This is a genomic window from Pseudomonas sp. 008 (assembly GCF_016861935.1).
Classification (GTDB): domain Bacteria; phylum Pseudomonadota; class Gammaproteobacteria; order Pseudomonadales; family Pseudomonadaceae; genus Aquipseudomonas.
The window spans coordinates 227,888-250,277 of the sequence record NZ_BOMA01000003.1; the positions used below are offsets into that span (position 1 = coordinate 227,888).

20 protein-coding genes are annotated in these 22,390 nt (G+C 58.8%); 17 read left to right on the top strand and 3 right to left on the bottom strand.

The annotated features are described in order from the left end of the window. Window positions 1-85 precede the first annotated feature (85 nt). Window positions 86-793 carry an arginyltransferase gene (locus JUI81_RS08330; RefSeq protein ID WP_019580087.1) on the top strand — a complete coding sequence of 236 codons (708 nt, stop codon included), beginning with the start codon at window positions 86-88 and terminating at the stop codon, window positions 791-793. A gap of 100 nt (window positions 794-893) precedes the next feature. Next, complete coding sequence (infA, locus tag JUI81_RS08335) at window positions 894-1,112, top strand: translation initiation factor IF-1 (protein ID WP_002553999.1); 219 nt, start codon at window positions 894-896, stop codon at window positions 1,110-1,112. Window positions 1,113-1,277: 165 nt separating this feature from the next. Here infA and clpA read toward each other — a convergent pair whose 3' ends face one another. Further along, the gene (gene clpA / locus JUI81_RS08340; protein WP_204124083.1) at window positions 1,278-3,548 is read right to left on the bottom strand and encodes an ATP-dependent Clp protease ATP-binding subunit ClpA; all 2,271 of its coding nucleotides are present in this window, start codon (window positions 3,546-3,548) and stop codon (window positions 1,278-1,280) included. Window positions 3,549-3,578: 30 nt separating this feature from the next. Next, entirely contained in the window at window positions 3,579-3,941 is a 363-nt protein-coding gene (gene clpS, locus JUI81_RS08345; RefSeq protein ID WP_015094394.1) for an ATP-dependent Clp protease adapter ClpS, read from the bottom strand. Window positions 3,942-4,165: 224 nt separating this feature from the next. Here clpS and JUI81_RS08350 point away from each other — a divergent pair, with 224 nt between their 5' ends. After that, window positions 4,166-4,450: a cold shock domain-containing protein gene (locus JUI81_RS08350; RefSeq protein ID WP_028941276.1), complete on the top strand. Its 285-nt coding sequence runs from the start codon at window positions 4,166-4,168 to the stop codon at window positions 4,448-4,450. A gap of 86 nt (window positions 4,451-4,536) precedes the next feature. On the opposite strand, the gene icd is transcribed toward JUI81_RS08350, so the two are convergent. Then, window positions 4,537-5,793 (bottom strand): NADP-dependent isocitrate dehydrogenase, encoded by a 1,257-nt coding sequence (icd, locus tag JUI81_RS08355; protein WP_019580084.1) that lies wholly within the window; start codon window positions 5,791-5,793, stop codon window positions 4,537-4,539. Between the two features lie 506 nt (window positions 5,794-6,299). Here icd and JUI81_RS08360 point away from each other — a divergent pair. The 14 genes from JUI81_RS08360 (at window position 6,300) to nuoF (ending at window position 22,289) form a co-directional block, all read left to right on the top strand. Then, a complete protein-coding gene (locus tag JUI81_RS08360; protein ID WP_028941275.1) occupies window positions 6,300-8,525 on the top strand; it encodes an NADP-dependent isocitrate dehydrogenase in 2,226 nt (741 codons plus the stop codon). A gap of 126 nt (window positions 8,526-8,651) precedes the next feature. Continuing rightward, complete coding sequence (locus JUI81_RS08365; protein ID WP_096479914.1) at window positions 8,652-9,098, top strand: NUDIX hydrolase; 447 nt, start codon at window positions 8,652-8,654, stop codon at window positions 9,096-9,098. A 59-nt stretch (window positions 9,099-9,157) separates the two neighbouring features. Beyond that, window positions 9,158-10,291: a tRNA 2-thiouridine(34) synthase MnmA gene (gene mnmA / locus JUI81_RS08370; protein ID WP_028941273.1), complete on the top strand. Its 1,134-nt coding sequence runs from the start codon at window positions 9,158-9,160 to the stop codon at window positions 10,289-10,291. Next, window positions 10,288-10,911 (top strand): high frequency lysogenization protein HflD, encoded by a 624-nt coding sequence (hflD, locus tag JUI81_RS08375; protein ID WP_007940860.1) that lies wholly within the window; start codon window positions 10,288-10,290, stop codon window positions 10,909-10,911. Before mnmA ends, hflD begins: the two co-directional genes overlap by 4 nt. A 128-nt stretch (window positions 10,912-11,039) precedes the next feature. Continuing rightward, window positions 11,040-12,410: an adenylosuccinate lyase gene (purB, locus tag JUI81_RS08380; protein ID WP_007940861.1), complete on the top strand. Its 1,371-nt coding sequence runs from the start codon at window positions 11,040-11,042 to the stop codon at window positions 12,408-12,410. A gap of 86 nt (window positions 12,411-12,496) precedes the next feature. Further along, window positions 12,497-13,666, top strand: a complete 1,170-nt coding sequence (locus JUI81_RS08385; RefSeq protein ID WP_019580081.1) for a cupin domain-containing protein — start codon at window positions 12,497-12,499, stop codon at window positions 13,664-13,666. Next, window positions 13,659-14,084, top strand: coding sequence for a GNAT family N-acetyltransferase (locus JUI81_RS08390; RefSeq protein WP_019580080.1), 426 nt, complete (start codon window positions 13,659-13,661; stop codon window positions 14,082-14,084). The genes JUI81_RS08385 and JUI81_RS08390 overlap by 8 nt, the downstream gene beginning before the upstream one ends. Window positions 14,085-14,254: 170 nt before the next feature. Beyond that, complete coding sequence (locus JUI81_RS08395) at window positions 14,255-15,016, top strand: secretin N-terminal domain-containing protein (RefSeq protein ID WP_204124084.1); 762 nt, start codon at window positions 14,255-14,257, stop codon at window positions 15,014-15,016. A gap of 515 nt (window positions 15,017-15,531) precedes the next feature. Then, window positions 15,532-16,857 carry an isocitrate lyase gene (gene aceA, locus JUI81_RS08400; protein WP_018925513.1) on the top strand — a complete coding sequence of 442 codons (1,326 nt, stop codon included), beginning with the start codon at window positions 15,532-15,534 and terminating at the stop codon, window positions 16,855-16,857. Window positions 16,858-17,481: 624 nt separating this feature from the next. Further along, window positions 17,482-17,895 (top strand): NADH-quinone oxidoreductase subunit A, encoded by a 414-nt coding sequence (locus JUI81_RS08405; RefSeq protein WP_007940868.1) that lies wholly within the window; start codon window positions 17,482-17,484, stop codon window positions 17,893-17,895. A gap of 10 nt (window positions 17,896-17,905) precedes the next feature. Beyond that, a complete protein-coding gene (locus JUI81_RS08410) occupies window positions 17,906-18,580 on the top strand; it encodes an NADH-quinone oxidoreductase subunit B family protein (RefSeq protein WP_007940869.1) in 675 nt (224 codons plus the stop codon). A gap of 72 nt (window positions 18,581-18,652) precedes the next feature. Further along, a complete protein-coding gene (nuoC, locus tag JUI81_RS08415; protein WP_028941270.1) occupies window positions 18,653-20,437 on the top strand; it encodes an NADH-quinone oxidoreductase subunit C/D in 1,785 nt (594 codons plus the stop codon). 2 nt (window positions 20,438-20,439) lie between these two features. Then, on the top strand, window positions 20,440-20,937 hold the full coding sequence (gene nuoE / locus JUI81_RS08420) for an NADH-quinone oxidoreductase subunit NuoE (RefSeq protein WP_007905058.1): 498 nt from the start codon (window positions 20,440-20,442) through the stop codon (window positions 20,935-20,937). Continuing rightward, window positions 20,934-22,289 (top strand): NADH-quinone oxidoreductase subunit NuoF, encoded by a 1,356-nt coding sequence (gene nuoF / locus JUI81_RS08425; RefSeq protein WP_018925511.1) that lies wholly within the window; start codon window positions 20,934-20,936, stop codon window positions 22,287-22,289. Before nuoE ends, nuoF begins: the two co-directional genes overlap by 4 nt. Window positions 22,290-22,390: the final 101 nt, after the last annotated feature.

The following is a 22,390-nucleotide window of genomic DNA, read 5'->3' on the forward strand; positions in this document are numbered from 1 at the left end:
GACATTGGCCCGTGTGGCTTACACTTAATGCGGGGAGACGAATTGAGAGCGTCCCCTTATCAAAAGTTTATCCCGAGGGTTGATCATGACCGAGTTGGCGCGTTTGAAGTTCTATGCCACTCAGCCCCACTCTTGCAGTTATCTGCCCGAGGAGCAGGCCACTACGCTGTTCCTCGATCCCAGTCAGCCCATGGATGTGCATGTCTACGCAGATCTGTCGGAAATGGGCTTTCGTCGCAGTGGCGATCATCTCTACCGGCCCCATTGCCAGAATTGCAATGCGTGCGTACCGGCGCGCATTCCTGTGGCGCAATTTACCCCCAACCGTCAGCAGAAACGCATTCTCAAACGCAATGCCGACTTGCAGGTACGCCCGGCCCGACCAAAGTTCAGCGAGGAGTATTTCGACCTCTATCAGCGCTACATCGAACAGCGCCACGCCGACGGCGATATGTATCCGCCGAGTCGCGACCAGTTCTCGACCTTCCTGGTGCGTGACCTGCCGTTCTCCCGCTTCTACGAGTTTCGTCTCGAAGGCCGACTGGTGGCGGTGGCCGTCACCGACTTGCTGCCCAATGGCCTGTCAGCGGTGTACACCTTCTACGAGCCCGGCGAGGAGCGTCGCAGCCTGGGGCGTTACGCGATTCTCTGGCAGATTGCCGAAGCCCGGCGCCTGGGGCTGGAAGCGGTCTATCTCGGCTACTGGATCAAAAACTGCAAAAAAATGAGCTACAAGACCCAATATCGCCCTATCGAACTGCTGATTAATCAACGTTGGGTCATCCTGAGCTAGAACCCCTTGGCTTAAACCCCACTTTTCGGGCACAATGCACGCCGCTTTTGCCTGGCGCAGTTGCACCGGGCCATTCATTGGACACCGAGGGCTTTACTGCATGTCGAAAGAAGACAGCTTCGAAATGGAAGGCACTGTCGTCGACACCCTGCCCAACACCATGTTTCGTGTGGAGTTGGAAAATGGGCACGTCGTAACCGCGCATATCTCCGGCAAGATGCGCAAGAACTACATTCGTATTCTTACCGGCGACAAAGTGCGCGTCGAGCTGACGCCCTATGACTTGAGCAAAGGGCGCATCACCTACCGCGCTCGCTAATCAAGTCAATACAAAACGCCCGGCTATGCCGGGCGTTTTTGTTTGTGCGCAATGCCGAACGCGGAGCGTGCGTTGAGGCATTCCCACGCGGAGCGTGGGAACGATCACATCTGGCAGACAGCAAAAAGGCGCCTTTCGGCGCCTTTTGCTTTGTTGCAGTTAACGTCAGGCCATTTCAGCCGTGGTCTCGAACTCGAAAGTCAGCTCGCCGTCCTTGATGTCGATGTGCACCACACCGCCATGGTCGGCCAGTTCGCCAAAGAGAATCTCCTCCGCCAGCGGACGCTTGATCTTGTCCTGAATCAAGCGCGCCATTGGTCGAGCGCCCATTGCCGTGTCGTAGCCACCCGCCGCCAGCCAGCTGCGTGCAGCGTCAGTCACTTCCAGCTGCACACGCTTGTCTTCCAGTTGCGCCTGAAGTTCGGTAAGGAACTTGTCCACCACACTTTTGATGACCTCATGGCTGAGGCGACCAAACTGGATAATGGTGTCCAGACGGTTGCGGAATTCCGGCGTGAAACTCTTCTTGATCACTTCCATCGCATCGGACGAGTGGTCCTGATAGGTGAAACCGATCGAAGCACGCGCTGCAGTCTCGGCACCGGCGTTGGTCGTCATGATGACGATCACGTTACGGAAATCTGCCTTGCGCCCGTTGTTATCGGTCAGCGTACCGTGATCCATGACCTGCAACAGCAAGTTGAAGACTTCCGGATGCGCCTTCTCGATTTCATCGAGCAACAATACGCAGTGAGGCTGCTTGGTGATGGCTTCGGTCAGCAGACCGCCCTGGTCGAACCCGACATAGCCTGGAGGCGCACCGATCAGACGCGATACGGTATGGCGCTCCATGTACTCGGACATGTCGAAGCGAACCAGCTCGACCCCCAACGCCTTGGCCAGCTGCCGCGCAGCTTCGGTTTTACCGACGCCGGTCGGGCCTGCGAACAGGAACGAACCGACGGGCTTGTCAGGCGACTTGAGGCCGGCACGGGACAGTTTGATCGCGGTCGACAGTGAGTCGATCGCCGCATCCTGGCCGAATACCGTGAGCTTCAGGTCACGCTCAAGGTTCCGCAGCAGCTCTTTGTCGGAGCTGGTGACGTGTTTTGGCGGAATTCGCGCGATTTTCGCAACGATGTCCTCGACCTGAGGCACTTCGATGCGTTTCACGCGCTTCTCGACTGGCTGCAGACGCTGATAGGCACCCGCCTCGTCGATGACGTCGATGGCCTTGTCCGGCATGTGCCGGTCATTGATGTAACGCGACGCCAGTTCGGCAGCGGCGCGCAGGGCTTCATCACTGTATTCAATGTTGTGATGGAGCTCGAAACGCCCTTTCAGGCCACGCAGGATACCGATGGTGTCTTCCACCGAAGGCTCCGACACATCGACCTTCTGGAAGCGCCGGGCCAAGGCACGGTCCTTCTCGAAGATCCCGCGGAACTCCTGGAACGTGGTCGAACCGATGCAGCGAATATCGCCCGAAGACAACAATGGCTTGAGCAGGTTCGAGGCATCCATGACGCCACCGGACGCAGCGCCCGCACCGATGATGGTGTGGATCTCGTCGATGAACAGGATCGCCTGCGGACGTTTTTTCAGTTCATTGAGCAACGCCTTGAAGCGCTTCTCGAAATCACCGCGGTATTTGGTTCCAGCCAGCAAGGCCCCCAGATCGAGGGAATACACCACGCTGCTGGCCAGCAGGTCCGGCACCTGGTTGTCGACAATGCGTTTGGCCAGGCCTTCGGCAATCGCGGTTTTACCCACGCCCGCCTCGCCCACCAGCAGCGGATTGTTTTTGCGACGACGCGCCAGGATCTGCGCGACTCGCTCGACTTCGAGCTCACGGCCTACCAATGGATCGATACGACCCTGGCGCGCGAGTTCATTGAGGTTGCTGGCATAAGCATCCAGAGGATTGCCTGAAGAAGAAGACTCACCGCCCTCGTCGTCCTGCATATCTTGTTCACCTTCAGAGTGATCGCCATGCCCCGGCACTTTGGAAATGCCATGGGCGATGTAGTTGACGACATCGATGCGCGCAACGCTCTGCTGTTTCAGCAGAAACACTGCCTGACTCTCTTGCTCACTGAAGATCGCGACCAGCACGTTGGCGCCAGTCACTTCGCGTTTGCCCGAGCTCTGTACGTGAAAGACAGCACGTTGCAGTACACGCTGGAAGCCCAGGGTTGGCTGGGTTTCGCGATCCTCGTCATGCAAGGGGATCAATGGCGTGGTGGAGTCGATGAACTCCTGCAGGTCATGCTTGAGTTTGTCGAGGTTTGCGCCGCAGGCACGCAAAACGGTAGCGGCAGCCTCATTATCCAATAGGGCCAGCAGCAGGTGTTCGACGGTCATGAATTCATGACGCTTCGAACGAGCCTCCTTGAAGGCTAGATTGAGGGTGACTTCGAGCTCGCGGTTTAACATAGCTTCACCTCATACCCAAGTGGTCGGCGATTAACCGTCCTTCTCGATTTCACAGAGTAGCGGATGCTGGCTTTCCCTGGCGTACTGGTTGACCTGCATGGCCTTGGTCTCGGCGATGTCGCGGGTAAACACTCCACATACTGCCCGTCCTTCTGTATGAACGGCCAGCATGACCTTGGTCGCCAGCTCGCGATTCAGGTTAAAAAACACCTCGAGCACTTCGACGACGAAATCCATCGGTGTGTAGTCATCGTTGAACAAAACCACCTTGTACATAGGCGGCGCCTGTAAAGCAGGCTTAGCCTCCTGAACAGCAATGCCTGCGGAATCGTCGTCGTGTAAATCAGGGCGATCCTGATTGAATGTTAGTCGAATCTGGCTGATTGCATGCATGGAAAGAAAGGTTCGTCAGTTGTGCAAATACAGTGGTGGGGGCGGCCATCAGCGATTTCAACTCCGACTGCCCGGTCACCTTGACTATCGGGAAAACGGTGTTACAACCAATAGAGCCCACAGTGGGTAAAAAAGGTCCGCGGAGTCAATCTATTTACAAGATTAGACTGCGGATTAACTGGATGATACTCCAGTGATGGAGTCTGTTGCAGAGGGATATGGGTATGGCTGTCGGTAAGGTGAAATGGTTCAACAATGCCAAGGGGTTCGGTTTCATTAATACCGACGCCAGGGAAGGTCGTGACGAGGACGGAAAAGAAATCGATTTCTTTGCCCACTACTCAGCCATTGATATGGATGGATACAAGACCCTCAAGGCCGGGCAAGCCGTATACTTTGATATTGTTCAAGGCCCCAAGGGGCTGCATGCCGTCAAAATTATGGACAAAGTGGCCATTGACGCAGCAGCCGCAGCCGCTACCAGCAGCCACGCCAAAGCCGTGAGCTGATTCATACCACCCAAGGCATCCAGTCATAAAAAAACCGCCCGACTCGATCACTCGAGCCGGGCGGTTTTATTGCAGCCGTTCTTCGCTTACATGTGCGAGATCAGCGCATCACCGAAGCCCGAAGACGACACCAGTTTGGCACCGTCCATCAGACGTTCGAAGTCGTAGGTCACGGTCTTGGCACCAATGGCGCCATTGGTGCCCTTGATGATCAGATCGGCCGCCTCGGTCCAGCCCATGTGACGCAGCATCATCTCTGCGGACAGGATGAGCGAGCCCGGGTTGACCTGGTCCTTGCCGGCGTACTTCGGCGCGGTGCCGTGGGTGGCTTCGAACATGGCCACGGTGTCGGACAGGTTCGCACCCGGCGCAATACCGATACCGCCCACTTCTGCCGCCAGGGCGTCGGAGAGGTAGTCACCGTTGAGGTTCAGGGTGGCGATCACATCGTACTCGGCCGGACGCAGCAGGATCTGCTGGAGCATGGCGTCGGCGATGGCGTCCTTGACGATGACATTCTTGCCGGTTTTCGGGTTTTTGAACTGCATCCACGGACCGCCATCGAGCAGGGTCGCGCCGAATTCTTCGGCAGCCACTTCGTAGGCCCATTCCTTGAAGGCACCTTCGGTGAACTTCATGATGTTGCCTTTGTGCACAATAGTCAGCGAGTCGCGGTCATTGTCGACCACGTACTGCAGGGCCTTGCGCGCCAGACGCTTGGTGCCTTCCAGGGAAACCGGCTTGACGCCGATACCGCAATTCTGGTCGAAACGGATCTTGGTGACGCCCATTTCTTCTTTAAGGAACTTGATGACCTTGGTCGCTTCCGGCGAACCAGCCTTCCATTCGATACCGGCATAAATGTCTTCCGAGTTTTCGCGGAAGATGGTCATGTCGACGTCGCCTGGCTTCTTGACCGGACTCGGCACGCCTTCGAACCAGCGCACTGGACGCAGACACACATACAGGTCGAGCTGCTGGCGCAGCGCCACGTTCAGGGAACGGATGCCACCGCCGACCGGCGTGGTCAGAGGGCCCTTGATGGAAACCACGTAATCCTTGACCGCGTCCAGGGTTTCCTGAGGCAGCCAGGTGTCCTGATCGTAAACCTGAGTCGCTTTCTCCCCGGCGTAGACTTCCATCCAGGAAATTTTGCGCTCGCCGCCGTAAGCCTTCTTAACAGCAGCATCGACAACCTTGATCATGACCGGGCTGATATCAACGCCAATACCATCGCCTTCAATGAAGGGAATGATCGGGTTGTTAGGAACATTGAGAGAATGGTCCGCGTTGACGGTAATTTTTTCGCCGACGGCTGGAACCTGAATCTTCTTGTATCCCATGCTGAACTCCATTGTTTGGATTGAACATCTGGCTTCGTCCGAGCGTACCCCAGTTGAATCGGCGCGCAAACCCTATGTTCCGTCCATCTGCCGCGAAGCTGCACAGTTCGTGACGTACAAGCCTGAAAGTAAAGGGAAAAGCGCCAAACTCAAGCACGCCATACAAGGCTACTCCCCACGCCTGCCTGCGACCTTTAGACCAATGGACGAGAATCGTTGCATATGAACCATCGGCAGATTGCCAGCTACCTATGTATAATGCCGCCGCTGACCACAGAGTCACGACGGCCGACCTCTCTGCCACTGGAAATGTAGCCGAGACTCTGGGCCCGAAAAAGCAGGATTGTTACCGCAGTCCACCCGCTTGACGCTCGACCGATGCACCCAACATCACCGCAAAGAAACCTCGACATTCGGCTCATGGATGACTTTGAACGAACGCGCTTACCCGGCGCCCCTCGAGTTTCTGTGCACGCTTTAGCAAAGAAGAGAGAGTTAATCCGAATATGCCCACCCGCTCGAAGATCATCTATACCTTCACCGACGAAGCCCCAGCCCTCGCCACCTATTCACTGTTGCCTATCGTAGAGGCCTTCACCGCCTCCGCTGATATCGCCGTTGAAACCCGCGATATCTCTCTTGCAGGGCGCATCCTGGCCAGCTTCCCCGAGCAATTGGGTGACAAAGCGGTAGCCGACCACCTCGCCGAACTGGGCGACCTGGCCGTTACACCTGAAGCCAACATCATCAAGTTGCCGAACATCAGCGCTTCGGTTCCACAACTGCAGGCCGCGATCAAAGAGCTGCAAGCCCAGGGCTATGCACTGCCGGACTACCCGGAAACCGTGACCAGCGACGCCGACAAAGAAGCCAAGGCCCGCTACGACAAGATCAAGGGCAGCGCCGTAAACCCGGTTCTGCGCGAAGGCAACTCCGATCGTCGCGCACCGCTGTCGGTCAAGAACTACGCACGCAAGCACCCGCACAAAATGGGCGCCTGGGCCAAGGACTCCAAGTCCCACGTAGCTCACATGAGCACTGGCGATTTCTACGGCAGCGAAAAAGCTGCCCTGATCGACGCCGCTGACGCCGTCAAAATCGAACTGATCGCTCAAGACGGCACCACCACCGTCCTGAAGGAAAAAACCACCGTACAAGCCGGTGAGATCCTCGATTGCGCAGTCATGAGCAAAAACGCGCTGCGCAGCTTCATCGCCGCCGAGATCGAAGACGCCAAGGCAAAAGGCGTGCTGCTGTCGGTTCACCTCAAAGCCACCATGATGAAGGTCTCCGACCCGATCATGTTCGGCCAGATCGTTGCCGAGTTCTATAAAGACGCACTGGCCAAGCACGCTGACGTGCTGGCGCAGATCGGCTTCAACCTGAACAACGGCATCGGCGACCTGTACGCTCGCATCAAGGCCTTGCCTGCCGAGCAACAAGCGCAGATCGAAGCGGACATCCAGGCGGTCTACGCCGTTCGTCCGTCGCTGGCCATGGTCAACTCCGACAAAGGCATCACCAACCTGCACGTGCCGAGCGACGTCATCGTCGACGCCTCGATGCCAGCGATGATCCGTGACTCCGGCAAGATGTGGGGCACCGACGGCCAGCTGCACGACACCAAGGCGGTGATCCCGGATCGCTGCTACGCCACCATCTACCAGGCGGTGATCGAAGACTGCAAGGCAAACGGCGCCTTCGATCCGACCACCATGGGCAGCGTGCCAAACGTTGGCCTGATGGCGAAAAAAGCCGAAGAGTACGGCTCGCACGACAAGACGTTCCAGATCAAGGCCAACGGCGTTGTTCGTGTCACCGACAGCAAAGGCTCCCTGCTGCTGGAACAGTCGGTTGAAGCCGGCGACATCTTCCGCATGTGCCAGACCAAAGACGCGCCGATCCAGGACTGGGTCAAACTGGCCGTCAACCGCGCTCGCGCAAGCAGCACTCCAGCGATTTTCTGGCTGGACCCAATGCGCGCCCACGACGGCGTAGTGATCGAGAAAGTTCAGGCTTACCTGAAGGACCACGACACTTCCGGGCTGGACATCCGCGTCATGTCGCCAGTCGACGCGATGAAGTTCACCCTGGAGCGCACTCGCTCCGGCCTCGACACCATTTCGGTGACCGGCAACGTATTGCGCGACTACCTGACTGACCTGTTCCCGATCATGGAACTGGGCACCAGCGCCAAGATGCTGTCGATCGTTCCGCTGATGAACGGCGGTGGCCTGTTCGAAACCGGCGCTGGCGGTTCGGCACCGAAGCACGTTCAACAGCTGCTGGAAGAAAACTTCCTGCGCTGGGATTCCCTGGGCGAGTTCCTGGCCCTGGCCGCCTCCCTCGAGCATCTGGGTGTAACGTACAACAACCCTAAAGCGCTGGTGCTGGCCAAGACCCTGGATCAGGCCACTGGCCAGTTCCTGGACAACAACAAGTCGCCATCGCGCAAAGTCGGCAACATCGACAACCGCGGCAGCCACTTCTACCTGGCGCTGTACTGGGCTCAGGCCCTGGCCGCCCAGACCGAAGACGCTGCACTGCAAGCGCAGTTCGGCGAACTGGCCAAAACCCTGACCGCGAACGAAGCAACCATCGTTGCCGAGCTCAACGCCGTTCAGGGCAAGCCAGTGGACATCGGCGGTTACTACCACGCCAATGCCGAGCTGATCAGCAAGGCCATGCGCCCGAGCGCAACCTTCAACGCCGCGATCGCTGCGTTGGTTTAAGGTTGTAAGGGAACATCACAAACCCCGGCCATGCGCCGGGGTTTGTGTTTTCAGCGTTTACAGCATTCAAATGTGAACACTGCTCCCACAGGGAAAGCGCTTCAAATTCAACATTGAGGACATTTCATGGATTGGCTACCCCACATCACCGTCGCCACCATCGTCGAAGACAACGGTCGCTTCCTGATGGTCGAAGAATCCAAACACGGACGAACGGTGCTCAACCAGCCCGCCGGCCATCTGGACCCGGACGAAACCCTGATCGAGGCCGCCGTACGCGAAACCCTCGAAGAAACCGGCTGGGACGTCGAGCCGACCGGCGTGGTAGGCATTTATCTCTACACCGCCCCGAGCAACGGAGTGACCTATCAACGCGTCTGCTTCACCGCCAAAGCGCTGAAACACCATCCCGACTATCAATTGGACGACGGTATTGTCGGCGCGAAATGGCTGACGCGTGACGAACTGCTACAACAGCGCGCAAACTGGCGCAGTGAGCTGATCATCCGCTGCATCGATGATTATCTGGACGGTAAACACTTCAGCCTCGAGCTGATCCGCCCTTCTCTTTAGCCTTGCAGGCTTGAGCCTGCTAGAATCGCGTCCTTTTTCAAGACACTCATTAAATCCCTATGCGTGATCCAGCCCCTTCTGCCACACAAAAGAAGCGCGTCATTGTCGGAATGTCCGGCGGCGTGGACTCTTCCGTTTCCGCTCTCCTGCTGATCGAGCAAGGCTATGAGGTGGAAGGCCTGTTCATGAAGAACTGGGAAGAAGACGATGGAACGGAATACTGCACCGCCATGGACGACCTGGCGGACGCGCAGGCCGTGTGCGACAAGATTGGCATCAAGCTGCACACCGCCAACTTCGCCGCCGAGTACTGGGACAACGTGTTCGAGCACTTCCTGGCCGAATACAAGGCCGGTCGCACGCCGAATCCGGACATCCTGTGCAACCGCGAGATCAAGTTCAAGGCGTTCCTCGACTACGCCATGATGCTCGGCGCCGACCTGATCGCCACCGGCCACTACGTGCGTCGCCGCGACATCGATGGTCGCACCGAACTGCTCAAGGGCCTGGATCCGAACAAGGACCAAAGCTACTTCCTGCACGCCGTCGGCGGCGAACAGATCGCCAAGACCCTGTTCCCGGTCGGCGAGCTGGAAAAACCCGAAGTCCGCGCGATTGCCGAGAAACACGACCTGGCCACCGCGAAGAAAAAGGACTCCACCGGAATCTGCTTTATCGGCGAACGTCGCTTCAGCGATTTCCTCAAGCAATACCTGCCGGCCCAACCCGGCGAGATCAAGACCACCGACGGTGAAGTCATCGGCCGTCACCATGGCCTGATGTATCACACCATCGGCCAGCGGCAGGGTCTGGGCATCGGCGGCCTGAAAGACGCCGGTGAAGAGCCGTGGTACGTGTTGATCAAGGACCTGGAACACAACGAGCTGATCGTCGGCCAGGGCAACGACCACCCATGGCTGTTCTCCCGCGCCCTGCTCGCCTCGGACATCTATTGGGTCAACCCGATCGATTTGACCGAGCCGCGCAGGCTGACCGCCAAGGTGCGTTATCGCCAGAGCGACCAGCCTTGCACCCTGGAAAAGACCGCCACCGGCTACCGTGCCACCTTTGATGACCCGCAACGCGCGGTCACTCCGGGCCAATCCGTGGTGTTCTACGACGGTGAAATCTGCCTCGGTGGCGGCGTGATCGAAGTAGCCGAGCCCTGGACCAGCAAGGGCCAGCGTTCATGAGCCCGACTCAGGAGCAACTGACGGCCCTGGGCGGCGTGTTTCTCGCCGCCGTGCTGGTCGACAAGATCGCCAAGACCGGCCAGACCAACGAAGCCGGCCTGACTTGCATGCTCGGCAGCCTGTTGATTCGCGACCCCAAGGACACTCTGGAAGTGTACGGCGGCGATGACATCAATTTGCGCGAAGGCTATCGCGCATTGATCGGCGCCCTGGAGCGCGACCCCAGCACCCTTCAGCGCGAACCGCTGCGCTACGCCCTGGCGATGCTGGGGCTGGAGCGCCAATTGGCCAAGCGCAATGACATGCTGGACGTGATCGGCAAGCGCCTGCCGCAGATTCAGTCCCAGGTCGAACACTTCGGCCCGGCCCACGAAAACGTGATCGCCGCTTGCGGCGCGCTGTACCAGGACACCCTGAGCACTCTGCGCCAACGGATTCAGGTGCATGGCGACATGCGCAACCTGCAGCAACCGAGCAATGCCTCGAAAATCCGCGCACTGTTGCTGGCCGGGATTCGTTCGGCACGCCTGTGGCGGCAGTTGGGCGGTCATCGCTGGCAATTGGTGATCAGCCGACGCAAGTTGCTTAAAGAGCTTTACCCGCTGATGCGCAGCAGCTGAACCGCGCCCGCAATACCGTTTTGTAGTCAGTAACGCGTAATACGCCGGTCAGTTGGCAACGGACCGGCGGATTTTTTTCATGTATGATACGCGCCCCATTTCGTTGCCCGACTGTCCGAGAACACCCCATGCAGCTCTCTTCGCTCACTGCGGTTTCCCCTGTTGACGGCCGCTACGCCGGCAAAACCCAGGCCCTGCGCCCAATTTTCAGCGAATACGGCCTGATCCGTGCTCGCGTTCTGGTTGAAGTGCGCTGGCTCCAGCGCCTGGCCGCTCACCCTGCCATCAGCGAAGTGCCGGCGTTCTCCGCCGAAGCCAACGCGGTGTTGAACACCCTGGCGGAAAACTTCTCTCTGGAGCACGCTGAGCGTGTCAAAGAGATCGAGCGCACCACCAACCACGACGTCAAAGCCATTGAATACCTGCTCAAAGAGCAGGCGGCCAAGCTGCCGGAACTGGCCAAGGTCAGCGAGTTCATCCACTTCGCCTGCACCAGCGAGGACATCAACAACCTGTCCCACGCCCTGATGCTGCGTGAAGGCCGTGATGACGTGATGCTGCCGCTGATGCGCCAGACCGCCAACGCCATCCGCGAACTGGCCATCCGTTTCGCTGATGTGCCGATGCTGTCGCGCACCCACGGTCAACCGGCATCGCCGACCACCCTGGGCAAAGAGCTGGCGAACGTGGTTTACCGCCTGGAGCGTCAAATCGCCCAAGTCGCCGCCGTTCCGCTGCTGGGCAAGATCAACGGCGCCGTCGGCAACTACAACGCTCACCTGTCGGCCTACCCTGAGATCGACTGGGAAGCCAACGCCCGCGCCTTCATCGAAGACGAGCTGGGCCTGGGCTTCAACCCGTACACCACGCAGATCGAACCGCACGACTACATCGCCGAGCTGTTCGACGCGATCGCGCGCTTCAACACCATCCTGATCGACTTCGACCGCGACATCTGGGGCTACATCTCCCTGGGTTATTTCAAACAGCGCACCATCGCTGGCGAAATCGGTTCGTCGACCATGCCGCACAAGGTCAACCCGATCGACTTCGAAAACTCCGAAGGCAACCTGGGCATCGCCAACGCACTGTTCCAGCACCTGGCGAGCAAACTGCCAATCTCCCGCTGGCAGCGCGACCTGACCGACTCCACCGTACTGCGCAACCTCGGTGTCGGCTTCGCCCACAGCGTGATCGCGTACGAAGCCAGCCTCAAAGGCATCAGCAAACTGGAGCTCAACGAGCAAAAGATTGCCGCCGACCTGGACGCTTGCTGGGAAGTATTGGCCGAGCCGATCCAGACCGTGATGCGTCGCTACAACATCGAAAACCCGTACGAGAAGCTCAAAGAGCTGACGCGCGGCAAGGGCATCAGCCCTGAAGCACTGCAAACTTTCATCGACGGCCTGGACATGCCAGCTGCCGCCAAGGCTGAGCTGAAACTGCTCACCCCGGCCAACTACATCGGCAACGCTGTGGCACAAGCCAAACGCATCTGATCGACCGCTCTACCCGTTTGAGACGCCCGGCGCCGCCGGGCGTTTTTATTCCCGTCTGAAAAGTGCATTTTTTCAATAGGTTACACATGAATCCTGACATTCCTCTTCAACTTCTGGGCGGCATCACGGCACGGGAATTCCTGCGCGACTACTGGCAGAAAAAACCCCTGCTGATCCGTCAGGCGATTCCTGATTTCGAAAGTCCGATCGACGCCGACGAACTGGCCGGCCTGGCGCTGGAAGAAGAAGTCGAATCGCGCCTGGTGATCGAGCACGGCGAGCGCCCTTGGGAATTGCGCCGCGGCCCGTTCGCCGAAGACGAATTCAGCAAACTGCCGGAACGCGAATGGACCCTGCTGGTGCAAGCGGTCGACCAATTCGTGCCGGAAGTTGCCGAACTGCTGGAAAACTTCCGTTTTCTACCGAGCTGGCGCGTCGACGACGTGATGATCAGCTTCGCCGCCCCAGGCGGTAGCGTCGGTCCGCACTTCGATAACTACGACGTGTTCCTGCTGCAAGGCCACGGCAAGCGCAACTGGAAAATCGGCCAGATGTGCGATTCCGAGAGCCCGCTGCTGCAACACGCCGACCTGCGCATCCTCGCCGATTTCGAAGCCACCGATGAGTGGGTGCTGGAACCGGGCGACATGCTCTACCTGCCACCGCGCCTGGCTCATTCTGGCGTGGCTGTCGATGATTGCATGACCTACTCGGTCGGCTTCCGCGCCCCGAGCGCCGCTGAAGTGTTGACCCACTTCACCGACTTCCTCAGCCAGTTCCTGACGGACGAAGAGCGCTACACCGACGCCGACGCCCTGCCGGCGGTCGATCCTCATCAAATCCAGCACGATGCCCTCGATCGCCTCAAAAGCCTGCTGGCCGAACACATGAGCGACGAGCGCCTGCTGCTGACCTGGTTCGGCCAGTTCATGACCGAGCCGCGCTACCCGGAACTGGTGGTCGGCCCGGAAGAGGTCGAAGAGCAAGACTTCCTCAGCGCGCTCGAAGAAGGTGCCGTGCTGATCCGCAACCCGAGTGCGCGCTTGGCCTGGTCGGAAGTCGACGACGACCTGCTGCTGTTCGCCAGCGGCCAGAGCCGTTACCTGCCGGGCAAGCTGCGCGAGCTGCTGAAAATGATCTGCGCCGCCGACGCCCTGCATGTCGATAACCTCGGCCCGTGGCTGAGCGACGAAGACGGCCGTGGCCTGCTGTGTGAACTGGTCAAGCAGGGCAGCCTGGGGTTTGCCGATGAATAAGATTCACGTACGTGTCGCAGACTGGCAAAAGGACAACGCTGAGATCCGGCGCATTCGTGAAGCGGTATTCGTCGCCGAGCAATCCGTTCCACCTGAATTGGAATGGGATGCCGATGACGCCACGGCGGTGCATTTCCTGGCCTTCGAAGGCGACTTTCCGATCGGCACCGCCCGCCTGCTGCCCGATGGCCACATCGGCCGGGTGTCGGTGCTCAAAGACTGGCGCGGCATGAAGGTTGGCGATGCGCTGATGCAAGCGGTGATCGGTGAAGCCGAGAAGCGCGGGCTGAAGCAGCAGATGCTGAGCGCGCAAGTGCAGGCCACGGCGTTCTATGAGCGCCTGGGTTTCAGCATGGTCAGTGAGGAATTCCTGGAAGCCGGGATTCCGCATGTAGACATGGTGCGTCACTCGACTTGATTCCCTGTGGCGAGGGGGCTTGCCCCCTCACCACAAATACATATCAAGAACACCACAAAACGCCCCGCCATTCTCGGATGCCGGGGCGTTTTGCTGTCTGTGATTCAACTCGCACCACGCCGGGCCGACAAACTGGCAATATCAAACCTTTGATTTGCGGAGAAACGGACATGTCCCTACGCACCCTGCTCACCACGCTGCTGCTGACCTGCAGTTTTTCGGTCATGGCCGCCACCGAGATCGTGCCCCTGAATTACCGCACCAGCGCCGACCTGCTGCCAGTAGCGCAGGATTTCATCGGCAAGGACGGCAAGGTCAGCGCCTACGGCAACCAGCTGATCGTCAACGCCGAGCCCGACAAGATCGATGAACTCAAGACCTTCCTCGCGCAACTCGACACCGCCCCCAAACGCTTACTGATCACCGTCGACACCAACGAAAACAACTTTCAGGGCGATCAGGGCTACTCGGTCAACGGTGCCGCACCGAATCAAACCCGCATCATCAATCGCAGCACCGACAGCCGTGAAGGCGGTATCCAGCAGATTCAGGCCAGCGAAGGCGCACCGGCGCTAATCCAGGTCGGCCAAAGCGTGCCGCTCACCAGCACTCAGACTGACGGCTATGGCGACCTGCGCAGCCAGACCGAATACCGCAATGTCACCCAGGGTTTCTACGTCACCGCCAGCGTCACCGGCGACATCGTTCATCTAGCCATCAGTACCAACCGTGACCGGATGAGCCAGGAACGTCCCGATGTAGTGAACGTGCAAAGTACCGACACAACTGTCAGCGGTCGACTGGGCGAATGGATCACCCTGGCCGGCGTGAATCGTCAGACTCAGGCCGACAAACAGGGTCTGACCCGCAGCTACTCGACCCAGGGCCGGGATGACATGACTTTGCGGGTGAAAGTCGACACCTTGGACTAAAGCACCAAAAACTGACTGATTAGTCGTATTAGACCAAAGATGTAGTGCTTGAAAAAAAGCACTACAAAACGTTTGACGAGCCAAAAAAGCAAAGGCATGATGGCCTCGCTCCCGCTAATCAGAGGCCCTGGCAAGGGCTTTCGAGTCGCTGTTCGCACCCTACCCCGCGAGCCGATTCGTGTCTGTACCGCCCACAAGGTGTGTTTGACGAGGTTGCCGACTGGAACGAAGTTGTCCCGAGGGACGGAAGCGTAATTAGGTAACCCGGCTCCACACTGAAGTTCGCACCAAGGCCCACGACGCCCGAATGCGCTCGCCAGTTCGCCCTTACCTGCTCACTTCCCCCTCGAGCCCATCGTTCATCCCGTCGCCATCCCCGCCGAACCCGACTTGACCGCCTAAGCTTCTGGTCAGCGAGCAGCCATGTACGCCCCCAACTGAATGAGCGTATTTGGCACGCAGGAATTGTTCACCCAGAACCATTTTCGATTAAAGACGCGACGAGGTTTATCTCCATGGCACTGACACGCGAACAGCAAATTGCAGCCCTCGAAAAAGACTGGGCTGAAAACCCACGCTGGAAAGGCGTGAAGCGCAATTACTCCGCTGCTGACGTCGTCCGTCTGCGTGGCTCGGTTCAACCTGAGCACACCTTTGCAAAAATGGGCGCCGAGAAGCTCTGGAACCTGGTGACCCAGGGCGCCAAGCCGTCCTTCCGTCCTGAGAAAGATTTCGTTAACTGCATGGGCGCCCTGACCGGTGGCCAGGCAGTACAGCAAGTCAAGGCCGGCATCCAGGCGATCTACCTGTCGGGCTGGCAAGTGGCTGCGGACAACAACTCCGCCGAATCGATGTACCCGGACCAGTCGCTGTACCCGGTGGATTCGGTTCCAACCGTGGTCAAGCGCATCAACAACTCGTTCCGTCGCGCTGACCAGATCCAGTGGAAAGCCGGCAAGAACCCGGGCGACGAAGGCTACATCGACTACTTCGCCCCGATCGTGGCTGACGCTGAAGCCGGTTTCGGCGGCGTGCTGAACGCTTACGAGCTGATGAAAAGCATGATCGAAGCAGGCGCCGCCGGCGTTCACTTCGAAGACCAACTGGCTTCCGTGAAAAAATGCGGCCACATGGGCGGCAAGGTACTGGTTCCGACCCAGGAAGCCGTGCAGAAGCTGACCGCTGCTCGTCTGGCAGCCGACGTCGCCGGTGTACCGACCATTATCCTGGCCCGTACCGACGCCAACGCTGCTGACCTGCTGACGTCCGACTGCGACCCGTACGACCAGCCATTCGTGACCGGCACCCGTACCCAGGAAGGCTTCTACAAGGTTCGCGCCGGTCTCGACCAGGCCATCGCTCGCGGCCTGGCCTACGCGCCGTACGCCGACCTGATCTGGTGCGAAACCGCCAAGCCGGATCTGGACGAAGCCCGTCGCTTCGCCGAAGCGATCAAAAAGGAATACCCGGACCAACTGCTGTCGTACAACTGCTCGCCTTCCTTCAACTGGAAGAAAAACCTGGACGACGCGACCATCGCCAAGTTCCAGCGCGAACTGTCCGCCATGGGTTACAAGCACCAGTTCATCACCCTGGCCGGCATTCACAACATGTGGCACAGCATGTTCAACCTGGCGCACGACTACGCCCGCAACGACATGACCGCCTACGTTAAGCTGCAAGAGCAAGAGTTCGCCGACGCCGCCAAGGGCTACACCTTCGTGGCTCACCAGCAGGAAGTGGGCACCGGCTACTTCGACGACATGACCACCGTGATCCAGGGTGGCACGTCTTCGGTAACCGCACTGACCGGTTCGACCGAAGAAGAACAGTTCCACTGATCTGCTTCGCTTAAACAAACGGCCCTTGCGGACCGAATAAAAAGCTAACCGCAAAGCCGCTCATCTGACGCCCCGACTGGTTCGGGGCGTTTTTTTGCCTGCGATTCTCCCCCTCTGTAGGAGCGAGGCTTGCCCGCGAAGAATGCGCTGCGGTTTTTCAGACATACCGCATCATCGTTCTTCGCGGGCAAGCCTCGCTCCTACGGGATCGGGTGCAGGAAAAAACCTTGATCCAGAGCAGTTTCACGATCAGGAAAACAAGGTAAAACCACCCCGCGCGCTACTTGCAGTAACGCGCATATAAGACAACTTCCCGAACCGCTGCTCGCTAAACAGTTTGAAAACCACACCAAATAACATTGATTATCATTTAGCGGAAACTATGTTCGTTACATTCCCTACAAAACATATTTGACAAAACCCCCGCTAATGCCCGAACCGCATGGGCTACAGGGCTTTGGAGATGCGCCATGTCCTTATTCCAATAAATAATTTCGCTATTGGAATTTTACTTGCAGGGTGTTTAGCCATAAAATCAGCGGGATTGATTGCTGCGACATATCGTCACTGCCTTATTTCTTTATCAAGCTCAGAGACCTTTGCTCTCTGTTAAGGATTACCAGCATGCCCGAAGCGACCGGACTCATGGCCCACAACTGGGGCTTTGCCATTTTCCTTCTGGGTGTCGGCGGCCTTTGCGCCTTCATGCTCGGCGTCTCCAGCCTCCTCGGATCAAAAGCCTGGGGCCGCAGCAAAAACGAACCGTTCGAGTCCGGCATGCTACCTACAGGTGGCGCCCGCTTGCGGCTCTCAGCCAAATTCTATCTGGTCGCGATGCTCTTCGTGATCTTCGATATCGAAGCCCTCTTTCTCTTTGCCTGGTCTGTGTCCGTCCGCGAAAGCGGCTGGACCGGATTCGTCGAAGCTCTCGTTTTCATAGCAATTCTGTTGGCAGGTCTTGTCTACCTATTTCGAGTGGGCGCCCTTGACTGGGCTCCGGCAGCTCGTCTTAAGCGGCAAGCGAAGCTGAAACAATGAGGCTTTGGCAATGCAATACAATCTCACCAGGATCGACCCCGATGCTCCTAACGAGCAGTATCCGATTGGCCAACGGGAAACCGTTTCCGATCCGTTAGAAGATCAAGTCCACAAAAACATTTTCATGGGCAAGCTCGAAGACGTGCTCAACGGCACGATCAACTGGGGGCGCAAGAACTCCCTGTGGCCGTATAACTTCGGTCTTTCGTGCTGCTACGTGGAAATGACCACCGCCTTCACGGCGCCCCACGACATCGCGCGCTTTGGCGCCGAGGTAATCCGGGCATCACCGCGTCAGGCGGATTTCATGGTTATCGCCGGTACCTGCTTCATCAAGATGGCGCCGATCATTCAGCGTCTCTACGAGCAGATGCTCGAACCTAAATGGGTCATTTCCATGGGTTCGTGCGCCAACTCCGGTGGCATGTACGACATCTACTCCGTCGTTCAAGGGGTGGACAAGTTCCTGCCCGTGGACGTCTACGTGCCTGGCTGCCCACCCCGCCCTGAAGCTTTTCTGCAAGGCTTGATGCTGTTGCAGGAGTCGATTGGCCAGGAGCGTCGCCCACTTTCCTGGGTCGTTGGCGATCAAGGCGTTTACCGCGCCGAGATGCCTTCGCAAAAGGAACAGCGCCGCGAACAGCGTATTCAGGTAACCAACCTGCGCAGCCCCGACGAAGTCTGATCCAGATCTGCTTCTTTTATAGAACGAGAAACTGGCTTCATTCTTTACGTTGACCGAAAGCGATAAATAACCATGACTGCAGGCAGTGCTCTGTACATCCCGCCTTATAAGGCAGACGACCAGGATGTGGTCGTCGAACTGAACAACCGTTTTGGCCCAGAGGCGTTCACCGCCCAGCCTACCCGCACCGGCATGCCGGTGCTTTGGGTTGCCCGCGCCAAACTCGTCGAAGTCCTGACTTTCCTGCGCAACCTGCCCAAGCCGTACGTCATGCTCTATGACCTGCACGGCGTGGACGAGCGTCTGCGTACCAAGCGTCAAGGGCTGCCAAACGGCGTCGACTTCACTGTGTTCTATCACTTGATGTCGATCGAACGTAATAGTGACGTAATGATCAAGGTTGCCTTGTCCGAGAGCGACCTCAACCTGCCGAGCGTCACCAGCATCTGGCCGAACGCCAACTGGTATGAGCGTGAAGTGTGGGACATGTACGGCATTCACTTTGCCGGCCACCCGCACCTGAGCCGCATCATGATGCCGCCGACCTGGGAAGGTCACCCGCTGCGCAAGGACTTCCCGGCCCGTGCCACCGAGTTCGATCCGTTCAGCCTGACCCTGGCCAAGCAACAGCTTGAGGAAGAAGCCGCGCGCTTCAAGCCTGAAGACTGGGGCATGAAGCGTTCCGGCCCGAACGAGGACTACATGTTCCTCAACCTGGGTCCGAACCACCCTTCGGCCCACGGTGCGTTCCGTATCATCCTGCAGCTGGACGGTGAAGAGATCGTCGACTGCGTGCCAGACGTCGGCTACCACCACCGTGGTGCCGAGAAGATGGCCGAGCGTCAGTCCTGGCACAGCTTCATTCCGTACACCGACCGTATCGACTACCTCGGCGGCGTAATGAACAACCTGCCGTACGTGCTCTCGGTCGAGAAGCTGGCCGGCATCAAGGTGCCCGAGAAGGTCGATGTCATCCGCATCATGATGGCCGAGTTCTTCCGGATCACCAGCCACCTGCTGTTCCTGGGGACTTACATCCAGGACGTCGGCGCCATGACTCCGGTGTTCTTCACCTTCACCGACCGCCAGAAAGCGTACACGGTGATCGAAGCCATTACCGGTTTCCGTCTGCACCCGGCCTGGTACCGCATCGGTGGCGTCGCCCACGACCTGCCGCGCGGCTGGGAAAAACTGGTCAAGGATTTCGTCGAGTGGATGCCAAAGCGTCTGGACGAATACCAGAAAGCCGCACTGGACAACAGCATCCTGCGTGGCCGGACCATCGGCGTCGCCGCCTACAACACCAAGGAAGCCCTGGAATGGGGCGTCACCGGTGCCGGCCTGCGTTCGACCGGTTGCAATTTCGACCTGCGTAAAGCTCGCCCCTACTCCGGCTACGAAAACTTCGAATTCGAAGTACCGCTGGCGGCCAATGGCGATGCCTACGACCGTTGCATCGTTCGCGTCGAAGAAATGCGCCAGAGCATCAAGATCATCGAGCAGTGCATGCGCAACATGCCGGAAGGCCCGTACAAGGCGGACCACCCGCTGACCACGCCGCCGCCTAAAGAGCGCACGCTGCAGCACATCGAGACCCTGATCACGCACTTCCTGCAAGTTTCGTGGGGCCCGGTCATGCCGGCCAACGAATCCTTCCAGATGATCGAAGCGACCAAGGGCATCAACAGTTATTACCTGACGAGCGATGGCGGCACCATGAGCTACCGCACCCGGATTCGTACCCCAAGCTTCCCGCACCTGCAGCAGATCCCTTCGGTGATCAAAGGCAGCATGGTCGCGGACTTGATCGCGTACCTGGGTAGTATCGATTTCGTTATGGCCGACGTGGACCGTTAAGCATGAACAGCACGCTTATCCTGACAGACCGTTTCGCCCTCAGCGAAACCGAGCGCTCGGCCATCGAGCACGAGCTGCATCACTACGAAGACCCGCGCGCGGCGTCAATCGAAGCCCTGAAGATCGTCCAGAAGGAACGTGGCTGGGTGCCTGACGGCGCGCTCTACGCCATCGGCGAAATCCTCGGCATCCCGGCCAGCGACGTTGAAGGGGTGGCTACTTTCTATAGCCAGATCTTCCGTCAGCCAGTCGGCCGTCACATCATTCGCGTCTGCGACAGCATGGTCTGCTACATCGGCGGCCATGAATCGGTGGTCAGCGAAATCCAGAGCAAGCTGGGCATCGGCCTGGGCCAGACCACCGCCGACGGTCGCTTCACCCTGCTGCCAGTCTGCTGCCTCGGCAACTGTGACAAGGCGCCGGCGTTGATGATCGACGACGACACATTCGGTGATGTGCAGCCTGCCGGCGTTGCCAAATTGCTCGAGGGCTACGTATGACCCTGACTTCCTTCGGTCCTGCCAACCGCATCAAGCGTTCGGCCGAGACTCACCCGCTCACCTGGCGTTTGCGTGACGACGGCGAAGCCGTATGGCTCGACGAGTACCAGGCCAAGAACGGTTACGCCGCTGCACGCAAAGCCTTCGCCGACATGGCCCAGGACGACATCGTCCAGACCGTGAAAGACTCCGGCCTCAAGGGTCGCGGCGGTGCAGGCTTCCCCACTGGCGTGAAGTGGGGCCTGATGCCCAAGGACGAATCCATCAACATCCGCTACCTGCTGTGCAACGCGGATGAAATGGAGCCGAACACCTGGAAAGACCGCATGCTGATGGAGCAACTGCCCCATCTGCTGATCGAAGGCATGCTGATCAGTGCTCGCGCGCTGAAAACCTACCGGGGCTACATCTTCCTGCGTGGCGAATACACCACCGCCGCCAAGCACCTGAACCGTGCCGTGGAAGAAGCCAAGGCAGCAGGTCTGCTGGGCAAGAACATCCTGGGCAGCGGCTTCGATTTCGAGCTGTTCGTCCACACCGGTGCCGGGCGTTACATCTGCGGTGAAGAAACCGCACTGATCAACTCCCTCGAAGGCCGCCGCGCCAACCCGCGCTCCAAGCCGCCCTTCCCTGCCGCCGTGGGCGTGTGGGGCAAGCCGACTTGCGTGAACAACGTTGAAACCCTGTGCAACGTGCCGGCGATCATCGCCGACGGCGTGGACTGGTACAAATCGTTGGCCCGCGAAGGCAGCGAAGACATGGGCACCAAGCTCATGGGCTTCTCCGGCAAGGTCAAGAACCCGGGCCTGTGGGAATTGCCGTTCGGCGTTACCGGTCGCGAGCTGTTCGAAGACTACGCCGGCGGCATGCGCGACGGTTACAAGCTCAAGTGCTGGCAGCCTGGCGGCGCCGGTACCGGCTTCCTGTTGCCGGAACACCTGGACGCACAAATGTACGCCGGCGGCATCGCCAAAGTGGGCACCCGTATGGGTACCGGCCTGGCCATGGCGGTGGACGACAGCGTCAACATGGTGTCCCTGCTGCGCAACATGGAAGAGTTCTTCGCCCGTGAATCGTGTGGTTTCTGCACCCCATGCCGTGACGGTCTGCCGTGGAGCGTCAAGCTGCTGCGCGCGATCGAGAACGGTGAAGGGCAAGCCGGCGATATCGAGACCCTGCTGGGTCTGGTCGGTTTCCTCGGCCCAGGCAAGACCTTCTGTGCTCACGCACCGGGTGCCGTGGAGCCGTTGGGCAGTGCCATCAAATACTTCCGTCCAGAGTTCGAAGCCGGCATCGCGCCTACCCGCGCCGTCGTCCCGCCTCTGGCAAAGCCGATCGTAGTCGGCGCTTAACGCTTTAAAAAAGGCGAACGGTCCGTGCCGTTCGCCTTTCGTCCGATGACGCCTTTCGAGGCTGTTTGGATTTGGACGGATAACAAGATTCCATTAGCCAC